At 72.3% G+C, this 16,382-nt stretch carries 18 protein-coding genes; 6 read left to right on the forward strand and 12 right to left on the reverse strand.

From position 1 onward, the window contains the following. Nucleotides 1-129 precede the first annotated feature (129 nt). The 3 genes from ACFYZS_RS18395 to ACFYZS_RS18405 are packed head-to-tail and all read right to left on the reverse strand — an operon-like array spanning nucleotide 130 to nucleotide 2,037. Nucleotides 130-915 (reverse strand): DUF3710 domain-containing protein, encoded by a 786-nt coding sequence (locus ACFYZS_RS18395; protein WP_389013154.1) that lies wholly within the window; start codon nucleotides 913-915, stop codon nucleotides 130-132. A 1-nt stretch (nucleotide 916) separates the two neighbouring features. Further along, a complete protein-coding gene (gene dut / locus ACFYZS_RS18400; RefSeq protein ID WP_389013157.1) occupies nucleotides 917-1,453 on the reverse strand; it encodes a dUTP diphosphatase in 537 nt (178 codons plus the stop codon). Then, nucleotides 1,453-2,037 (reverse strand): PaaI family thioesterase, encoded by a 585-nt coding sequence (locus ACFYZS_RS18405; protein ID WP_030154350.1) that lies wholly within the window; start codon nucleotides 2,035-2,037, stop codon nucleotides 1,453-1,455. The genes dut and ACFYZS_RS18405 overlap by 1 nt, the downstream gene beginning before the upstream one ends. Before the next feature lie 58 nt (nucleotides 2,038-2,095). On the opposite strand from ACFYZS_RS18405, the gene ACFYZS_RS18410 reads away from it, so the two are divergent. Beyond that, complete coding sequence (locus ACFYZS_RS18410; protein WP_389013161.1) at nucleotides 2,096-2,551, forward strand: DUF3093 domain-containing protein; 456 nt, start codon at nucleotides 2,096-2,098, stop codon at nucleotides 2,549-2,551. A 20-nt stretch (nucleotides 2,552-2,571) separates the two neighbouring features. On the opposite strand, the gene ACFYZS_RS18415 is transcribed toward ACFYZS_RS18410, so the two are convergent. The 4 genes from ACFYZS_RS18415 to ACFYZS_RS18430 all read right to left on the reverse strand — a co-directional run bounded on the left by ACFYZS_RS18415 (nucleotide 2,572) and on the right by ACFYZS_RS18430 (nucleotide 6,088). Then, nucleotides 2,572-3,492 (reverse strand): hypothetical protein, encoded by a 921-nt coding sequence (locus ACFYZS_RS18415; RefSeq protein WP_389013164.1) that lies wholly within the window; start codon nucleotides 3,490-3,492, stop codon nucleotides 2,572-2,574. A 12-nt stretch (nucleotides 3,493-3,504) separates the two neighbouring features. Next, nucleotides 3,505-3,801: a DUF4193 domain-containing protein gene (locus ACFYZS_RS18420; protein WP_030154344.1), complete on the reverse strand. Its 297-nt coding sequence runs from the start codon at nucleotides 3,799-3,801 to the stop codon at nucleotides 3,505-3,507. Nucleotides 3,802-4,184: 383 nt separating this feature from the next. Next, nucleotides 4,185-5,429, reverse strand: a complete 1,245-nt coding sequence (locus ACFYZS_RS18425) for a sensor histidine kinase (RefSeq protein ID WP_389013167.1) — start codon at nucleotides 5,427-5,429, stop codon at nucleotides 4,185-4,187. 5 nt (nucleotides 5,430-5,434) lie between these two features. Beyond that, entirely contained in the window at nucleotides 5,435-6,088 is a 654-nt protein-coding gene (locus ACFYZS_RS18430) for a response regulator transcription factor (RefSeq protein ID WP_030154340.1), read from the reverse strand. Between the two features lie 244 nt (nucleotides 6,089-6,332). Between ACFYZS_RS18430 and ACFYZS_RS18435 the strand changes: the two genes are divergently transcribed. Beyond that, nucleotides 6,333-6,506 carry a hypothetical protein gene (locus ACFYZS_RS18435; protein ID WP_389013171.1) on the forward strand — a complete coding sequence of 58 codons (174 nt, stop codon included), beginning with the start codon at nucleotides 6,333-6,335 and terminating at the stop codon, nucleotides 6,504-6,506. A gap of 91 nt (nucleotides 6,507-6,597) precedes the next feature. On the opposite strand, the gene ACFYZS_RS18440 is transcribed toward ACFYZS_RS18435, so the two are convergent. Beyond that, nucleotides 6,598-7,398, reverse strand: coding sequence for an inositol monophosphatase family protein (locus ACFYZS_RS18440; RefSeq protein ID WP_389013465.1), 801 nt, complete (start codon nucleotides 7,396-7,398; stop codon nucleotides 6,598-6,600). Next, nucleotides 7,398-8,582, reverse strand: a complete 1,185-nt coding sequence (locus tag ACFYZS_RS18445; RefSeq protein ID WP_389013173.1) for a ferrochelatase — start codon at nucleotides 8,580-8,582, stop codon at nucleotides 7,398-7,400. The genes ACFYZS_RS18440 and ACFYZS_RS18445 overlap by 1 nt, the downstream gene beginning before the upstream one ends. 184 nt (nucleotides 8,583-8,766) lie before the next feature. On the opposite strand from ACFYZS_RS18445, the gene ACFYZS_RS18450 reads away from it, so the two are divergent. Both ACFYZS_RS18450 and ACFYZS_RS18455 read left to right on the forward strand, forming a co-directional pair. After that, nucleotides 8,767-10,023: an MFS transporter gene (locus tag ACFYZS_RS18450; protein WP_389013176.1), complete on the forward strand. Its 1,257-nt coding sequence runs from the start codon at nucleotides 8,767-8,769 to the stop codon at nucleotides 10,021-10,023. Further along, the gene (locus tag ACFYZS_RS18455) at nucleotides 9,974-11,302 is read left to right on the forward strand and encodes a D-arabinono-1,4-lactone oxidase (protein WP_389013178.1); all 1,329 of its coding nucleotides are present in this window, start codon (nucleotides 9,974-9,976) and stop codon (nucleotides 11,300-11,302) included. The genes ACFYZS_RS18450 and ACFYZS_RS18455 overlap by 50 nt, the downstream gene beginning before the upstream one ends. Before the next feature lie 6 nt (nucleotides 11,303-11,308). Here ACFYZS_RS18455 and ACFYZS_RS18460 read toward each other — a convergent pair whose 3' ends face one another. Next, a complete protein-coding gene (locus ACFYZS_RS18460) occupies nucleotides 11,309-12,187 on the reverse strand; it encodes a hypothetical protein (RefSeq protein WP_389013181.1) in 879 nt (292 codons plus the stop codon). Between the two features lie 537 nt (nucleotides 12,188-12,724). On the opposite strand from ACFYZS_RS18460, the gene sepH reads away from it, so the two are divergent. Next, on the forward strand, nucleotides 12,725-13,744 hold the full coding sequence (gene sepH / locus ACFYZS_RS18465) for a septation protein SepH (RefSeq protein WP_389013184.1): 1,020 nt from the start codon (nucleotides 12,725-12,727) through the stop codon (nucleotides 13,742-13,744). A gap of 72 nt (nucleotides 13,745-13,816) precedes the next feature. Here sepH and ACFYZS_RS18470 read toward each other — a convergent pair whose 3' ends face one another. After that, complete coding sequence (locus ACFYZS_RS18470) at nucleotides 13,817-14,671, reverse strand: sulfurtransferase (protein WP_389013187.1); 855 nt, start codon at nucleotides 14,669-14,671, stop codon at nucleotides 13,817-13,819. A 175-nt stretch (nucleotides 14,672-14,846) separates the two neighbouring features. Here ACFYZS_RS18470 and ACFYZS_RS18475 point away from each other — a divergent pair, with 175 nt between their 5' ends. Next, nucleotides 14,847-15,644: a VOC family protein gene (locus ACFYZS_RS18475; RefSeq protein ID WP_389013190.1), complete on the forward strand. Its 798-nt coding sequence runs from the start codon at nucleotides 14,847-14,849 to the stop codon at nucleotides 15,642-15,644. Between the two features lie 12 nt (nucleotides 15,645-15,656). Here ACFYZS_RS18475 and ACFYZS_RS18480 read toward each other — a convergent pair whose 3' ends face one another. After that, the gene (locus tag ACFYZS_RS18480; protein ID WP_389013193.1) at nucleotides 15,657-16,307 is read right to left on the reverse strand and encodes a thymidine kinase; all 651 of its coding nucleotides are present in this window, start codon (nucleotides 16,305-16,307) and stop codon (nucleotides 15,657-15,659) included. Nucleotides 16,308-16,382: the final 75 nt, after the last annotated feature.

Genomic DNA, 16,382 nt, shown 5'->3' on the forward strand with positions numbered 1-16,382 from the left:
ACTTTCGGGGCCCGTCCGCCCAACCCTGACGGATCCCTGACACCCAGGGCCCGTACGCCGCGGGTACGACAGCGGGCCGTACCCCCGAAGGAGTACGGCCCGCGGCCGGAAACGGTGGGTCGCGATCGGTCAGCGGACCTCGGTGATCGTCGGACCCTGCTCCAGCTGGCCCATGCCGCCGGAGAAGCGGGAGCCCTCCTGGTCCTCGGTCTGCACGCCGTCCGGCACCATCTGGGCGTCGTTCGGCAGCTTCAGCACGATCGGGTCGCGCGGAGCCATCGGGCCGTCACCGCGCACGATGACGGTCTCGCGGAAGATCTGCTCCAGCACGCCCGCCGACTCGGGACGCACCGCGCCCTGGCCGGAGATGACGCCGCGCAGGAACCAGCGCGGGCCGTCGACGCCGACGAAGCGGACCAGCTGGGCGCCGGTCTGGCCGTCGGGCATCGGTACGGGCACCTGGGCGCGCAGCTCCCAGCCCAGCGGACCCTCGACCTCGTCGATGATGCCGCCCTGCTGGGTGATGCCCGTGGCGATCTCGTCGCGGACCTCGCCCCAGATGCCTTCCTTCTTGGGCGCCGCGAAGGCCTGCAGCTGCACGGCGCTGTCGCCGAGGACGACCGTCGCGGCGACGATCGCGTCACCGGCGACCTCGACGCGCAGCTCCATGCCCTCGACACCCGGTACGAGAATGCCGCCCAGGTCGACGCGACCCTCCTCGGGTGCACCCGGCACCTCGGAGACGTCCCAGGGGCCGTCGGGCCGCGGGGCCGGCGGCAGATTCACCCTGCGGGGCGCGGAGTCGGTGCCGAGCTCCTCGCCGCCGTCCTGCTCATCGGCAGCCACGCCGTCCACGACCTGCTCGGCCGCGCCGCCGTCCTTGGCGGAGTCGTTCTTCTTGCGACGTCCGAACACGTCACTGTCCTTCCCGGTCGGATACGACCGAAGCGTAGCCATTCCCACCCTGCTGACCAGCGCCGGATCCGGCCACGGCCGCATGACCGCCGGTGGAGCCGAAACCCCCCTCGGCCCGCGCCGAGCCGGGAAGTTCCGCGACCTCGTGGAAGCGCACCTTCTCGACCCTCTGGACAACCAGCTGGGCAATGCGGTCGAAGCGCTCGAACCGGACGCTCTCGCGCGGGTCGAGATTGACCACGATCACCTTGATCTCCCCACGGTACCCGGCATCCACCGTCCCCGGGGCATTCACGAGCGCGAGCCCGCAGCGGGCGGCCAGGCCCGAGCGCGGATGCACGAACGCCGCGTACCCGTCGGGCAGGGCGATGGACACCCCCGTGGGCAGTACGGTGCGCTCGCCGGGCTCCAGCACGGCCGCCTCGGTGGTCACCAGATCGCAGCCGGCGTCGCCGGGGTGGCCGTACGCGGGCAAGGGCACCTCGGGGTCGACGCGCTTGATGAGCACGTCGACCGGGGCATGGGTGTTCTCAGACATCAGGGGTTCACCTCGAAGGCGCGCGTGCGCCTGACCTGGTCCGGGTCGGACATCGCCGCCCGGATCTCCTCGGGCCGACCGTTGTCGATGAAGTGGTCGACCTTCACCTCGATGAAGAGCGCGTCTGCGCGCACGGCGACCGGGCCCTCGGGCCCGCCTATCCGGCCGACCGCGGTGGAGTAGATCTTGCGCCCGGCGACGGCGGTCACCTCGGCCTCCAGGTACAGCACGGTGCCCACGGGCACGGGCCGCACGAAGTCGGTCTCCAGCCGTCCCGTCACCGCGATGACGCGCAGCAGCCAGTTCAGGGAGCCCAGCGTCTCGTCGAGCGCGGTGGCGAGCACGCCTCCGTGGGCGAGACCGGGGGCACCCTGGTGCGCGGGCTTGACGGTGAACTCGGCGCTGACGCGGACGCCCTCCCCGGCACGGGCCTCCAGGTGGAGTCCGTGGGGCTGGCCCTCGCCGCAGCCGAAGCAGTGCCCGTAGTGCGCGCCGAGCAGCTCGCCGGGCGCGGGGGCGTCGGGGTGCCGGACCGGTGCGGCGGCATCCGCCGGGGGCGTCAACGCTGTGTTTCGTCCACTCACAGGCGCAGACCTTACCCGCGCCGCTACCCGCCGGTCGCCTCGTGGCAGGCTTGGCGCTATGCAGCTCTCCCCCGCGCACCACGACGAACGTCTGACCGCCCCCCGCTCCTGGTGGGCCATCGCCGTGCTCATCGGCCTCGCGTGCGCGCTGATGCTGCTGCCGCTGGGCACGCTGCCGCTGCTGGCCGGGCTGGTCGGGGGCACCGTGCTGGCGGGGATGCTGGTGAGTTCGTACGGCTCCGCGCGCGTGCGCGTGGTGGGCGGTGCGCTGGCGGCCGGCGAGGCGCGGATCCCGGTGGCGGCACTGGGCGAGCCCGAGGTGCTGGACGCGGAGGAGGCGCGCGCCTGGCGCACGTACAAGGCGGACACGCGCGCCTTCATGCTGCTGCGCAGCTACGTCCCGACGGCGGTGCGGATCCCGATCACCGACCCGCAGGACCCGACTCCGTACGCGTACATCTCCACCCGCGAGCCGCAGGCACTGGTCTCGGCGATCCGGGCGGCCAAGGGCTGATCATCCGCCCCCGGCGGGGGTCAGGCCGGGGGCCAGTCTCCGGTCGGGCCTTCGAGGGCCTCCCTGATGGCCTCGGGAAGGGGCTCGGAGGGCTGCTCAAGGGGCGGGAGCTGCGGCAGGGAGTCCCACGCCACGGCACGGCTCCGCAGGTCGGCACGGACCTTCTCGGCGAGTTTGCGGGTGTCGCGGTGGTTCATGACCGCGCCGACGGTGGCGCCGACCATGAACGGCAGCAGGTTGGGCAGGTTGCGGAAGGTCCGCTTCATGATCTGTTGGCGCAGTTCGCGCTTCATCTGACCGCCGAGCGCGATGTTCAGCGTCGTCGGCTTGGTCAGGTCCACCCCGCGCTCCTCCGTCCACGCGGTCAGGTAGGCGAGGCTGCGTTCCTTGAGGTTCCCGGCCGGGCGCTGGCCGTACACCTCGTGGAGCTCCGCGACGAGCTTCAGCTCGATGGCGGCGACCCCGGTGATCTCCGCGGCCAGTTCGGCGGGCATCGCGGGCGGGACCGGCAGCATGGCCGCGGCTCCGATGCCCGCGCCGACCGTGGAGGTGCCGTACGCGGCGCCCGCGATCAGCTTGTCGGCAAGCTGATCGGGACCGAGGCCCGGGAACTGCGCGCGCAGGGTCGCGAGGTCCCGAACCGGAACGCGCGGTGCGTTCTCGATGATGCGGTCAGTGATGTGCTGGACGGCGGCCCTGACATGTTCGCCGCCCTTGCGCACACCGCTTTTGACGGCTTGCAGCCGACGAGCCCCGGACCTGCGCCGGGCTCCCTCGCCGGACTCTGCGGCCGACGGCACCGCCTCGGCGGTGCCGGACGACACGGCGGGTACGCCGGAGGCTGCGGGGCCCGTTTCCGGGCCCGTGGCCGCCTCTTGCGCCTCCGCCGGATCACCAGCTTTTCGGAAGCGGCGCTTCCGAAACGGTGTCGAGCCGGTCACGGCCGACGCCTCTCAGTCGCAGTCGCGGCAGATCGGCTGACCGTTCTTCTCGCGCGCCAGCTGGCTGCGGTGGTGAACCAGGAAGCAGCTCATGCAGGTGAACTCATCGGCCTGCTTGGGCAGCACCCGGACGGCCAGTTCCTCGTTGGAGAGGTCCGCGCCGGGGAGCTCCATGCCCTCCGCCGCGTCGAAGTCGTCGACGTCGACGCTCGAAGACGACTTCTCGTTGCGCCGGGCCTTCAGCTCTTCAATGCTGTCGTTGTCGACGTCGTCGTCGGTCTTGCGTGGGGTGTCGTAGTCCGTTGCCATTTTTCGCTCTCCCCCTCTGGGATTTAGCGGTGTCTCAGCGCACGTAACGCGCGAGAGGCCGGACTTGTGCCCGACCTGAGGCGGAGATTTTGCCTCACATCAAGGTCTGTTACTCAATCGACACCCAGCCGCACACCTGAAGGAGCGATTGGCTGGGATGACGACCGGGACCGTACACGGTCCGGGGGCCGTCTTGCACAAACGCCACCCCGTGTATTTCCCGCCGTTCGAGGGGCGGGAAACCCGGACTTCCCGGGCTTTCCGGCCCCCTGTGGGGTCACTGAACGCACATGACCCGACACTCGACAATGTGATCGATCACACAGGCGCCACCTTCGCCACCTCCTCGTCATTCAGCCAAGAGCGAACAAGCGGGCGGGGACTCACAGGGGCAAAGTGACACGCATCACGAGGCCACCGCCCTCGCGCGGGGTCGCGGAGATCCGCCCGCCGTGTGCGCGGGCCACAGAGCGCGCGATGGACAGACCGAGCCCCACACCCTTGTCGCTGCCCGTGCGCTCCGTACGCAGCCGCCTGAAGGGCTCGAAGAGGTTGTCCACCTCGTACGCGGGAACCACGGGACCCGTGTTCGAGACGATGAGGATCGCCTGGCCGTGCTGGGACTCGGTGGTGACCTCCACCCAGCCGTCCTCCGGCACGTTGTACCGGACGGCGTTCTGCACCAGGTTGAGCGCGATCCGCTCCAGGAGGACGCCGTTGCCCTGGACCACGGCCAGTGCCCGCTCGCCGCGGATCTCCACGCCCTTCACCGCGGCCTCCCCGCGCGCCTGGTCGATGGCGCGCGAGGCGACCTCCGCCAGGTCCACGGGTTTGCGCTCGACTATCTGGTTGTCGCTGCGGGCCAGCAGCAGCAGGCCCTCGACCAGCTGCTCGCTGCGCTCGTTGGTCGCCAGCAGCGTCTTGCCCAGCTGCTGGAGCTCCACCGGCGCACCCGGGTCGGACAGGTGCACCTCCAGCAGCGTCCGGTTGATCGCCAGCGGCGTGCGCAGCTCGTGCGAGGCGTTCGCGACGAACCGCTGTTGGGCGGTGAAGGCCCGCTCCAGCCGGTCGAGCATCTCGTCGAAGGTATCGGCGAGCTCCTTGAGCTCGTCGTCCGGCCCGTCCAGCTCGATCCGCCGGGTCAGGTCGGAGCCGACCACCCGGCGGGCGGTCCGGGTGATCTTGCCGAGCGGCGAGAGCACCCGGCCGGCCATCGCGTAGCCGAAGGCGAAGGCGATGATGCTGAGGCCGAGCAGGGCCATCAGCGACCGGCTGAGCAGGTCGTCCAGCGCGTGCCGGCGCTGCTCCAGGATGCAGGTGTTGATCACCGAGTTGAACTGGTCGGGTGACTGGATCTTGCCGACCACGCCGGGGCAGGTGCTGGTGACCTGGATGTCCGTGCCGCCCAGGATCTTGTACGGCAGCCCGTTCCCCTCGCGCAGGGCCTGCGCCGCCAGCAGGTAGATGATCGACAGCAGCAGGATGCCGGCGATCAGGAACATCCCGCCGTAGAGCAGCGTGAGGCGTATGCGGATGGTGGGCCGCAGCCAAGGGAAGGGACCCTCGGGCTGGCCGGGGTCCCAGGTCGGTCTCGGCGGCACCGTTGGCGGTGCCGGGGTCGCCGCCACGCGCGTCAGATCCGGTAGCCGGAGCCAGGCACGGTCACGATGACCGGCGGCTCCCCCAGCTTGCGCCGCAGGGTCATGACCGTCACCCGCACCACGTTCGTGAAGGGATCGGTGTTCTCGTCCCATGCCTTCTCCAGCAGCTGCTCGGCGGAGACGACGGTCCCCTCGCTCCGCATGAGAACCTCCAGCACCGCGAACTCCTTGGGCGCCAGCTGCACCTCCCGGCCCTCACGGAACACCTCGCGCCGGTTCGGGTCCAGCTTGATGCCGGCCCGCTCCAGTACGGGGGGCAGGGCGACGGTGGTACGCCGCCCCAGGGCGCGCACGCGGGCGGTCAGCTCGCTGAACGCGAAGGGCTTGGGCAGGTAGTCGTCCGCGCCCAGCTCCAGGCCCTCCACCCGGTCGCTCACGTCCCCGGACGCCGTCAGCATCAGCACGCGGGTGGGCATGCCGAGCTCGACGATCTTCCGGCAGACGTCGTCACCGTGCACGAGCGGGAGGTCCCGGTCGAGCACGACCACGTCGTAGTCGTTCACCCCGACGCGCTCCAGGGCCGCGGCGCCGTCGTACACGACGTCCACGGCCATGGCCTCCCGGCGCAGCCCGGTGGCCACCGCATCGGCGAGCAGCTGCTCGTCCTCGACGACGAGTACGCGCACGTCGTTTCCTTCCATCGAGCCCTGAGGGCACACGTGTATTGCGTCGTCCATCCTGCCCGTTTCAGCCGTAAACCGGCTGTAAGGCGCCCCTCCGGGGCCCTCGGGGGCCGGAAGTGAGGATTCCCTCGCCTCCCGAGGTTTCTGGGCCCAGGGTGCCGGGGAGGACGACAGCACACCCCAACCACTCCCTGACGGCGGACTGCCACGTGCCGCCGCCGACCCACGAAGAGGGGGCGAACCCACCATGGACGCATTCACCGCGGGTCTCCTGCAGCGCATCCGGGCCACGCAGTCGGACCTCAAGCAGGCCCGCGAGACGGGCGACGACTTCCTCGTGGAAGTGGAGCAGGCGGAACTGGAAGATCTCCAGCGCCTCGCAGCCGAACACGGCGTTCCCGTATCCGTATCCGCCTGCTGAAGACCTCCAGACCCAGCCGGAACCCCGGTGGCCGCACCACGGCCGCCGGGGTTCCCTCATGCCGGGGTTCCCTCATGCCGGGGCGCGGCGCTCAGTCGTGCCAGGCCCCGGCCTCCTCCAGCAGCGGCTGGAGCGAGGCGAACACCGCGGGCGTGGCGGCCAGCGCCAGCTCCCCCGAGGCCGGCCGTCCCGGCCGGCCGCCCGTGAGCGCCCCGGCCTCCCGGGCGATCAGCTCGCCCGCGGCCAGGTCCCAGGGGTTCAGCCCGCGCTCGTAGTACGCGTCCAGCCGTCCGGCGGCCACGTCGCTGAGGTCCAGCGCCGCCGACCCGCCCCGCCGGATGTCCCGCACCCGGGGGATCACCCGCCGGGCCACCTCCGCCTGCTGCTCCTTGCGCGCCTGCAGGTACGCGAAACCGGTCCCGACCAGCGCCTGGTCCAGCGGCGCCGGCGCCCGGCAGGCGAGACGCACCCCGTCCAGCCAGGCCCCGCCCCCGAGCACCGCCGTGTACGTCTCGCGCCGCATCGGAGCCGCCACGACCCCGATCACGGTCTCGCCCCGGTACTCGGCGGCGACCGACACGCTCCAGCTCGGCAGCCCGTACAGGTAGTTGACGGTGCCGTCCAGCGGGTCCACGACCCACCGCACCCCGCTGGTCCCGGGGACGTCCGCGCCCTCCTCGCCGAGCAGCCCGTCCTCGGGCCGCCGGCGCGCGAGGATCCCGGTGATCAGCTTCTCCGCCGCGATGTCCATCTCGGTCACCACGTCGATCGGGCTGCTCTTGGTCGCCGCCACCGCGAGATCGGCCGGCCGGCCGTCCCGCAGCAGCTCCCCGGCCTGCCGGGCGGCGTCCAGTCCCACGTCCAGCAGTTCGGCCTTCAGCTCTTCGGAGATCACGCTCGCCCTTCCCCGGCGTAGGGGCTGTCGGCGCCCGCGGCCGCCGGCCGGGGCCCGCGCGCCGGGCAGCAGCCCACCGCGCACAGATCGTGGCTGGGCCCGAGCAGCCCCAGCGCGCACCGCTCCACCGGCTCGCCCCGCTCCGCGGCGGCGCGCTCCAGCACCAGCTCCCGGACCGCGGCCGCGAACCGCGGATCGGCCCCGACGGTCGCCGACCGGGCGACCGGCAGCCCGAGTTCGGCCGCCTTCGCCGTCGCCTCCGTGTCGAGGTCGTACAGGACCTCCATGTGGTCCGAGACGAAGCCGATCGGCACCATCACCACCGCCGGCGCCCCGGCCCCGTGGAGGGCCTCCAGGTGGTCGCAGATGTCCGGCTCCAGCCACGGGATGTGCGGGGCGCCGCTGCGCGACTGGTAGACGAGCTCCCAGGGCGGCTCCGTGCCCGTCTCGGCCCGTACCGCGTCCGCGATCACCTGCGCGACGTCCAGGTGCTGCTTGACGTACGCCCCGCCCTCGCCGCCGGCGGTGTGCTCCTCGACCGGGCCGGAGGTGTCGGCGGCCGCGGTGGGGATCGAGTGGGTGGTGAAGGCGAGGTGCGCGCCGGAGCGCACCTCCTGCGGCAGCGACTCCAGGGCGGCGAGCACCCCGTCGATCATCGGCTGCACGAAGCCCGGGTGGTTGAAGTAGTGCCGCAGCTTGTCGACCGCCGGCAGTTCGGCGACGCCTTCCGCGGCCAGTGCCGCCAGCGCGTCCGCGAGGTTCTCGCGGTACTGCCGGCAGCCCGAGTACGAGGCGTAGGCGCTGGTCGCGAGCACCGCGATCCGGCGCCGCCCGTCGGCGGCCATCTCCCGCATCACGTCGGTGAGGTACGGGGCCCAGTTCCGGTTGCCCCAGTACACGGGCAGGTCCAGCCCGTGCTCGGCGAAGTCCTTGCGCAGGGCGTCCAGCAGTTCGCGGTTCTGTCCGTTGATCGGGCTGACCCCGCCGAAGCCGAAGTAGTGCTGCCCGACCTCCTTGAGCCGCTCGCGCGGGATGCCGCGCCCGCGCGTGACGTTCTCCAGGAACGGCACGACGTCGTCGGGCCCTTCGGGACCGCCGAAGGAGAGCAGCAGGAGGGCGTCGTACGGGGCGGCGAGGCCTTCGGCCGTGGGCGAGGCGGCGGCGCGGAGCTGGTCTGACATGGTTCGAATCCTGCCACCCGGGATCCGCGCCCGGGAACCGGCCCGGCGGCGCGCCCGCGCCCGCAGCCTGGGTAAGGTGACCCTAAGTTCCCCTTCCGGGCGCTGGTCCGGATTCTCCCCGTGCGGGTGCCTTGTCGGCGGTCGTAACCTGTATGGGCCAATGACGTCCCTTACGGAGGGCACCTTGCCCAGTCCCTACCGCGCGATATTCGCGGCCCCCGGCACCGTGGGGTTCAGCGCCGCAGGCCTCATAGGGCGCCTGCCCATATCCATGGTCGGCGTCGGCATCCTGACGATGATCTCCGAGATCACCGGCCGCTACGCCATGGCGAGCGCGCTCACCGGCACCCTCGCGCTGGCCGCCGCGTTCATCGGCCCCCAGGTGTCCCGCCTGGTGGACCAGTACGGGCAGCGGCGGGTGCTCCGTCCCGCCACCCTCATCTGCGTGGCCTCGGTCGCCGTCCTGCTGGTGGCCGCCGCCAACGGGTGGCCGGACTGGACGCTGTTCCTGTGCGCGGCCGTCGCCGGCTGCGTTCCGAGCGTCGGCTCGATGGTCCGCGCCCGGTGGACCGTGATCTACCGGGACTCCCCGCGCGAACTGCACACCGCGTACTCCTTCGAGTCCGTCGTGGACGAGGTCTGCTTCATCTTCGGCCCGATCATCGCCATCGGCCTGTCCACCACCTGGTTCCCCGAGGCCGGCCCGCTCATCGCCGCCCTCTGCCTGCTCGTCGGGGTCTGGCTGCTCACCGCGCAGCGCTCCACCGAGCCCGAGCCGCACCCCCGCGAGGAGCACGGGAACCGCACCTCGGCCCTGCGCTCCCCCGGACTCCAGGTCCTGACCGCGACGTTCGTGGCGACCGGCGCCATCTTCGGCTCCATCGACGTCTCCACGCTGGCCTTCGCCGAGGAGCAGGGCCACAAGTCCTCCGCCAGCTTCATCCTGGCCATCTGGGCGTTCGGATCCTGCCTGGCGGGGATCGTCTTCGGCCTGCTCCACCTCAAGGGCAAGAGCGAACGCCGTTGGGTACTGGGCGTATGTGCGATGGCCGTGAGTATGATCCCCCTCCTACTGGCCGGGAACCTTCCGTTTCTGGCCGTGGCGCTCTTCGTCTCGGGCCTCGCCATCGCTCCCACGATGATCACCACGATGGCCCTGATCGAGGCGCACGTACCACGCGCGAAGCTGACCGAGGGCATGACCTGGATCAGCACCGGCCTCGCGGTCGGCGTCGCGGTCGGCTCGTCGGTGACCGGACTGGTCATCGACGCCTCCGGGGCGCGCAGCGGGTACGTCGTCTCCATCTCGTCGGGAGTGGCCGCGGCGGCGGTTGCGTTCGCGGGATACCGCCGGCTGACGAAGCCGGCGCAAGGGGAGGAGCCAGCAACCGATGGGGACGGCGACAGCAGGGCACGAGAGCACGGCGACCGCGTGGCGTAACTGGGCGGGCAACGTCACGGCCACGCCCGCCCGGGTGGTGACCCCGGCCTCGGTCGGGGAGCTTCAGGAGGCGGTGCGCCGGGCCGCCGAGGACGGGCTGAAGGTGAAGGCGGTGGGCACCGGCCACTCCTTCACCGCGGCCGCCGCGACCGACGGGGTGCTCGTCCGTCCGCAGGCGCTGGCCGGGATCCGGGAGATCGACCGGGCCGCCGGCACCGTGACGGTGGCCGCGGGCACGGTGCTCAAGGACCTGAACGTGGCCCTGGCCCGGGAGGGCCTCTCGCTCACCAACATGGGCGACATCATGGAGCAGACGGTCTCCGGGGCCACCAGCACCGGAACCCACGGCACCGGCCGGGACTCGGCCTCCATCGCCGCCCAGATCCGCGGCCTGGAGCTGGTCACGGCGGACGGCCGGCTGCTGAGCTGCTCCGAGAAGGAGCATCCGGAGGTCTTCGCGGCCGCCCGGATCGGCATCGGCGCCCTCGGCATCGTCACCGCGATCACCTTCGCCGTCGAGCCCGTCTTCTTCCTGACCGCCCGTGAGGAACCCATGGGCTTCGACCGGGTGACCGCCGAGTTCGAGCAGCACTTCGCGGAGAACGAGCACTTCGAGTTCTACTGGTTCCCGCACACCGGCAACTGCAACACCAAGCGCAACAACCGCAGCCAGGGCCCCGCCGCACCGCCCGGGGCCGTGAGCGCCTGGGTCGAGGACGAGCTGCTGTCCAACGGCGTCTTCCAGGCCGTCAACTCCCTCGGCCGCGCGGTCCCGGCGACCATCCCCTCCATCGCCCGGATCGCCAGCCGCGCCCTGTCGGCGCGCACCTACACGGACATCCCGTACAAGGTGTTCACCAGCCCGCGCCGGGTGCGCTTCGTGGAAATGGAGTACGCACTCCCGCGCGAGCAGGTGGTCGAGGCGCTGCGGGAGCTCAAGTCGATGGTCGACCGCTCCGGGCTGCGCATCAGCTTCCCGGTGGAGGTGCGGACGGCTCCCGCCGACGACATCGCCCTGTCGACGGCCTCGGGGCGGGAGACCGCCTACATCGCGGTGCACATGTACAAGGGCACGCCGTACCAGGCCTACTTCACGGCCGCCGAGCGGATCTTCACCGCGCACGGCGGGCGGCCGCACTGGGGCAAGGTGCACACACGGGACGCGGAGTACTTCGCCGGCGTCTACCCGCGCTTCGGCGAGTTCACCGCGCTGCGCGACCGGCTGGACCCGGACCGGCTGTTCGGCAACGACTACCTGCGCCGGGTCCTGGGCGAGTAGTCCGGCTCAAGGAGCCTGCTGCCGCCCCTTGTCGCTCGGGGTGGGCGCGGGCGGCGGGGTCGGGGCGGGCGTGGGCTTGGTGCTCGGCGCCGGGGTGCTCGGGCTCGGACTCGGCACGGAGCCACCGGAGCCGTCCGAGCCGGACGGGTCCGGGGACGGGGGGTCGGGGCTGGGACTCGGGCCCGGGCCCGCTCCCGGGCCCCGGCCGCCGTGCGGGGCCGAGGGGCTCGGGGAGGTCCCGGACTCCGGGCTCTCCCCGCCCTTCCCGCCGGTGCCGGGCGCCTTGCCGGGCTCGGCCGGCCGCTCGTCGCCCACCTTGTGCGTGCCTCCGGACCAGATGGTTCCGCCGCCCTGGCTGATCGCGGTGCCGGAGAAGGCCTCGTACGCCCCGAGGCCGCCGAGCGCGATGGCGAAGGCCGCGCCCGAGGCCACCGCGGTCCGCTTCCAGCCCCGTACCCGGGTGCCGTGCACGGTGGCGGCGCCGAACTCCTGCGAGGGCGCCACCGCACGCGGCGGCAGGGTGCCGTCGGGCGCCTTCTCCCCGCCGGGCGGCGGGATCTGACGGGCCCTGGGCCGGGCGCCCTCGCGGAGCTGGTCGCCGGTGCGCTTGAAGAGGTGCTGGATGACGGGACCGCCGGCGGTCGCGACCACGCTGACCACGCCGGCGCCGAGGATGGTCCCGTAGACGCCGAGCTTCGAGGCGAGGAGGGCCGCGGCCACGGTGGCGAGGGAGGAGCCCGCGATCTGGGCCACGCTCAGATCGAGCTTGCTCTTCTCGGTGCCGCCCGCGCCGCCCGCGCCGTCCACGCCGTCGGAGCCGTCCGCTCCGTGCGCCCCGTCCGTCCAGGACACCGATCCGACCTCGGGCGTGGCCTTCTGACCCATCCTCATCCCCTGTGTGATCTGCCTCTCGCGACGTCTCGCGCTTCACCGCTCTCTGCAGTTACTGACCACTGAGCGAAACAGATAGTTCCGTTTCTGGTGATTCTGTGAAGCAGGACACGCGAAATCGGACGCGGGCGCAGGTCCCGCCCGATTCGGGGCAGCCCAACTCCCGCCGCCCACGACAAGTTCGGCGGCGCGGCGGTCCACCCAGGTGGCCCGAATGGAGTACTGTGGCGAGCCCTGGGGCCGTCCTTCCTTACGGATGTCCGGACTCGGGAGAGGGGGCCGACTGATGGAGAAACGGCACTCGAGACCGGTGATGCCGCGGCATTGCACGCATTCCTGATGCGCACAGTAATCGTTCGGTCACTGTGTGTGCCCAACAGGTAACCGTGCCATAACGGCGATCAAGGGCGCATGCCCGACACGCCGGTTGAACTCGGCAAGGTTGTGGCAGGCTGCACCCGGGCAGGCCACACTCGACTAGCGGAAGCAGCGACGCACGTGACGTCGGCAGGCACCACCCGGGAGGTCCCCATGCCCGAACTGCGTGTCGTGGCCGTCTCAAATGACGGCACACGACTGGTGCTCAAGGCTGCGGACAGCACGGAGTACACGCTTCCGATCGACGAGCGGCTGCGGGCTGCCGTGCGCAACGACCGCGCGCGCCTGAACCAGATCGAGATCGAGGTGGAGAGCCACCTCCGCCCCCGTGACATCCAGGCCCGCATACGGGCCGGTGCCTCCGCTGAGGAGGTCGCTTCACTCGCCGGCATCCCCGTCGACCGCGTGCGCCGCTTCGAGGGCCCGGTCCTGGCCGAGCGCGCGTTCATGGCGGAGCGGGCCCGCAAGACGCCCGTACGCCGCCCCGGCGAGAACACCGGACCCCAGCTCGGCGAGGCCGTGCAGGAGCGGCTCACGCTGCGCGGCGCCGAGAAGGAGTCCGTGCAGTGGGACTCCTGGCGCCGCGACGACGGCACGTGGGAGGTCCTGCTGGTCTACCGGGTCGCGGGCGAACCGCACTCGGCGAGCTGGACGTACGACCCGCCGCGCCGGCTGGTCGTGGCCGTGGACGACGAGGCCCGCTCGCTGATCGGCGAGGCAGACGACCTGCCGGCCACGCCGGAGCCGAGCTTCCCGTTCGTGCCGAGGATCGCGCGACTGCCGAGGGACCGGCCGCTGGACCGCGCCCTGGACCGGCAGTTGGAGCGGCCGGTCGCCCCGGCACCGGAGCCGGAGGAGGAACGGGACACCCTGACCAGCCTGTTGGAGGCCGTACCGAGCTTCCGCGGCGACCTGGTGGTCCCGGAACGCCCCGAGCCCCCGGCGGAGGAAGAGCCCGAGGCGGAGGAGCCCCCGGCGGCCTCGGCGAGCGCCGGCGCCGGCTCGGCGTACGCGGACGTCCTGATGCCGCGCACGGTCGCGGGCCACCGCGACCGGCTGACGGGCACCACCGACCGGCAGGCGGAGGCCGACGGCGTCCGTCCGGGCCGCCGCGCGGCCGTCCCGAGCTGGGACGAGATCGTCTTCGGCACCCGTCGCAAGAAACAGGAGTAGCCGCCCCGCGAGCAGGAGTGGCCGCCCCGGTCCCGCCGCCGTTCCCGGCGCGGGTTCCCGGGGCGGAGCCCTCTACTGCGGGTCCGGGCCCGTGGCCACGGGCCGGGCCGGGTCGGCGGACCACTCCGACCAGCTGCCCGCGTACAGGGCCGCCGGAACGCCCGCCACCGCGAGCGCGAGCACCTCGTGCGCCCCCGAGACCCCGGATCCGCAGTACACCCCGACCGGCGCCTCACCCGAAGCGCCCAGTCCGGCGAACCTCGCCCGCAGTACGTCCGCCGCGAGGAAGGTCCCGTCCGCGTCCACGTTCTCCGTCGTCGGCGCCGACACCGCTCCCGGGATGTGCCCGCCGACCGGGTCGATCGGCTCGACCTCGCCCCGGTACCGCTCCCCCGCCCGCGCGTCCAACAGGACCCCGCTGCGCGCGAGCGAGGCCGCCGCGTCCGCGTCCAGCAGCCCCACCGCCCCCGGGTTTGGCTTGAAATCGCCCTCCGTAACGGTGACGGCATCGGGCGTCACCGGACCGCCCGCCGCCGTCCACGCGGCCAGCCCCCCGTCCAGCACCCGCACGTCCGTGTGACCCGTCCAGCGCAGCAGCCACCACGCCCGTGCGGCGGCCCAGCCCAGACCCCCGTCGTACACGACCACCGGCGCGTCGGCCGAGACCCCGGCGCGGCGCATCACCGCCCCGAACTCCTCCGGCTGCGGCAGCGGGTGGCGCCCGCCGGCTCCCGGCGGACCTGCCAGTTCCCGGTCGAGGTCCACGTACGCGGCCCCCGGAAGGTGGCCCGCCTCGTAGGCGGAGCGCAGGTTCGGACCGCCCAGCTGCCAGCGGACGTCGAGCAGTACCGGCGGCCGGGACCCGGCCAGCTCGTCCATCAGTTCGGCGGCGGAAACGATCACGGGGGGCGCAGAGTTCGCAGTCATGCGGCCCATCTTCCTCCCCCCTCCGCGGCCGTCGTAACAAGCCCGACATCGACAGGCCGCACCGATTCGGTCATCTCTCCCCGCGTCGGTGAAACCCGGCCGGTCGAGGCGCGCCGGACCCGCCGTAGTGGAAGCATCTGGTCCGGGATGAGCGACGACGGAGGAGACGGCTGACATGACCGAGGAACCGGAAGAAACGCGGCGCCCGCCCGGCACCCCGTGCTGGTCGAGCCTCATGGTGCACGGCCTCGGGACCACCGAGGCCTTCTACACCGACCTGTTCCGCTGGGAGTACGAGCCCGGCCCCCAGCCCTTCGGGCCGTACGTCCGCGCCCTCCTCGACGGCCAGGAGGTGGCCGGAATCGGCGAGATGCCGCCGGACCGGCATCTTCCGGTGGCCTGGACCACCTACTTCGCCACCGACGACGCCGACTCGACGGCAGAGACGATCCGCTCCTGCGGCGGCACGGTCGCGGTGGGCCCGCTGGACGCGGGCGGCGAGGGGCGCGTGGCGATCTGCTCGGACCCGCTGGGGGCGATCTTCGGGATCTGGCAGGCCGAGGAGCACATCGGGACCCGGCTGTCCGGCGTCCCCGGCACCCCGGTCTGGGCCGAGCTGGTCACGCAGGACACCTCGACCGTCGGCAAGTTCTACGAGCACGTCTTCGGCCACGAGGCCGAGACGCACGCCACCGCGACCTCCGACTTCGACTACGTGACGCTGCTGCTGGACGGGCGCCCGGTCGCCGCCGTGCACGGGGTCGGGCGCTCGCTCCCGCACGACCGGGGCCCGCACTGGATGACGTACTTCGAGGTCGAGGACGTCGACACGGCCGCGGCCCGGGTCCAGCGGCTGGGCGGGCGCGTCGTCCAGCCGCCCCGCGAGGGGCTGACCGGCAGGGTCTCGACGGTCACCGACCCGGAGGGCGCGGTGTTCACGCTCGTCGAGTCGCGCCCCGCGAACGGCCGCTGACCGCCGGCGCGCTCAGGCGTGGTTGACCGGGAGGACGTCCGGGGAGAGCGCGGCGGCGTGGGCCGCGGCGCTCGTCATGCGGCGGCGGTGGTGGCGGCGGCAGAGGACCTCGTAGCCGATCTCCTCCGCCGGGCGGTTCACGTCGCCGACGACCACCTGCTCGCCCTCGACCACCATCTCCCCGCCCACCGTGCGGGCGTTGTGCGTCGCGCGCGCCCCGCACCAGCACATCGCCTCCACCTGGAGGGTCTCGATCCGGTCCGCCAGTTCGATGAGGCGCTGCGAGCCGGGGAAGAGCTTGGTGCGGAAGTCCGTGGTGATGCCGAAGGCGAAGACGTCCAGGTCGAGGTCGTCGACGACGCGCGCGAGCTGGTCGATCTGCTCGGGGGCGAGGAACTGCGCCTCGTCCACGATGACGTAGTCGACCTTGGCGCCCTTCGACATCTCGCCCACCAGGTACCCGTAGAGGTCCATGCCCGGGCGTGCCTCGACCGCCTCGGTCACCAGGCCCAGGCGCGAGGAGAGCTTGCCCTCGCCCGCGCGGTCGTCGCGCGTGAAGATCACGCCCTGCAGGCCCCGGGCCGAGCGGTTGTGGCCGATCTGGAGCGCCAACGTACTCTTCCCGCAGTCCATCGTGCCGGAGAAAAACACCAATTCGGGCATGGAAGGAACGGGACCTTTCGGGTCGTCGTGGTCGGCGGGAGGCTCGTACGGGGCGGGACGGGTCGGGGCAGGACG

It is taken from the genome of Streptomyces sp. NPDC001903 (assembly GCF_042891345.1).
Classification (GTDB): Bacteria; Actinomycetota; Actinomycetes; order Streptomycetales; family Streptomycetaceae; genus Streptomyces.

Excerpts from the sequence above, each read along its gene's own strand:
- dut (WP_389013157.1), bottom strand. The coding sequence starts at position 1,453 with ATGTCTGAGAACACCCATGCCCCGGTCGACGTGCTCATCAAGCGCGTC.
- ACFYZS_RS18410 (WP_389013161.1), top strand. The coding sequence starts at position 2,096 with ATGCAGCTCTCCCCCGCGCACCACGACGAACGTCTGACCGCCCCCCGC.
- ACFYZS_RS18420 (WP_030154344.1), bottom strand. The coding sequence starts at position 3,801 with ATGGCAACGGACTACGACACCCCACGCAAGACCGACGACGACGTCGAC.
- ACFYZS_RS18435 (WP_389013171.1), top strand. The coding sequence starts at position 6,333 with ATGGACGCATTCACCGCGGGTCTCCTGCAGCGCATCCGGGCCACGCAG.
- ACFYZS_RS18445 (WP_389013173.1), bottom strand. The coding sequence starts at position 8,582 with ATGTCAGACCAGCTCCGCGCCGCCGCCTCGCCCACGGCCGAAGGCCTC.
- ACFYZS_RS18455 (WP_389013178.1), top strand. The coding sequence starts at position 9,974 with ATGGGGACGGCGACAGCAGGGCACGAGAGCACGGCGACCGCGTGGCGT.
- ACFYZS_RS18460 (WP_389013181.1), bottom strand. The coding sequence starts at position 12,187 with ATGGGTCAGAAGGCCACGCCCGAGGTCGGATCGGTGTCCTGGACGGAC.
- sepH (WP_389013184.1), top strand. The coding sequence starts at position 12,725 with ATGCCCGAACTGCGTGTCGTGGCCGTCTCAAATGACGGCACACGACTG.
- ACFYZS_RS18470 (WP_389013187.1), bottom strand. The coding sequence starts at position 14,671 with ATGACTGCGAACTCTGCGCCCCCCGTGATCGTTTCCGCCGCCGAACTG.
- ACFYZS_RS18475 (WP_389013190.1), top strand. The coding sequence starts at position 14,847 with ATGACCGAGGAACCGGAAGAAACGCGGCGCCCGCCCGGCACCCCGTGC.
- ACFYZS_RS18480 (WP_389013193.1), bottom strand. The coding sequence starts at position 16,307 with ATGCCCGAATTGGTGTTTTTCTCCGGCACGATGGACTGCGGGAAGAGT.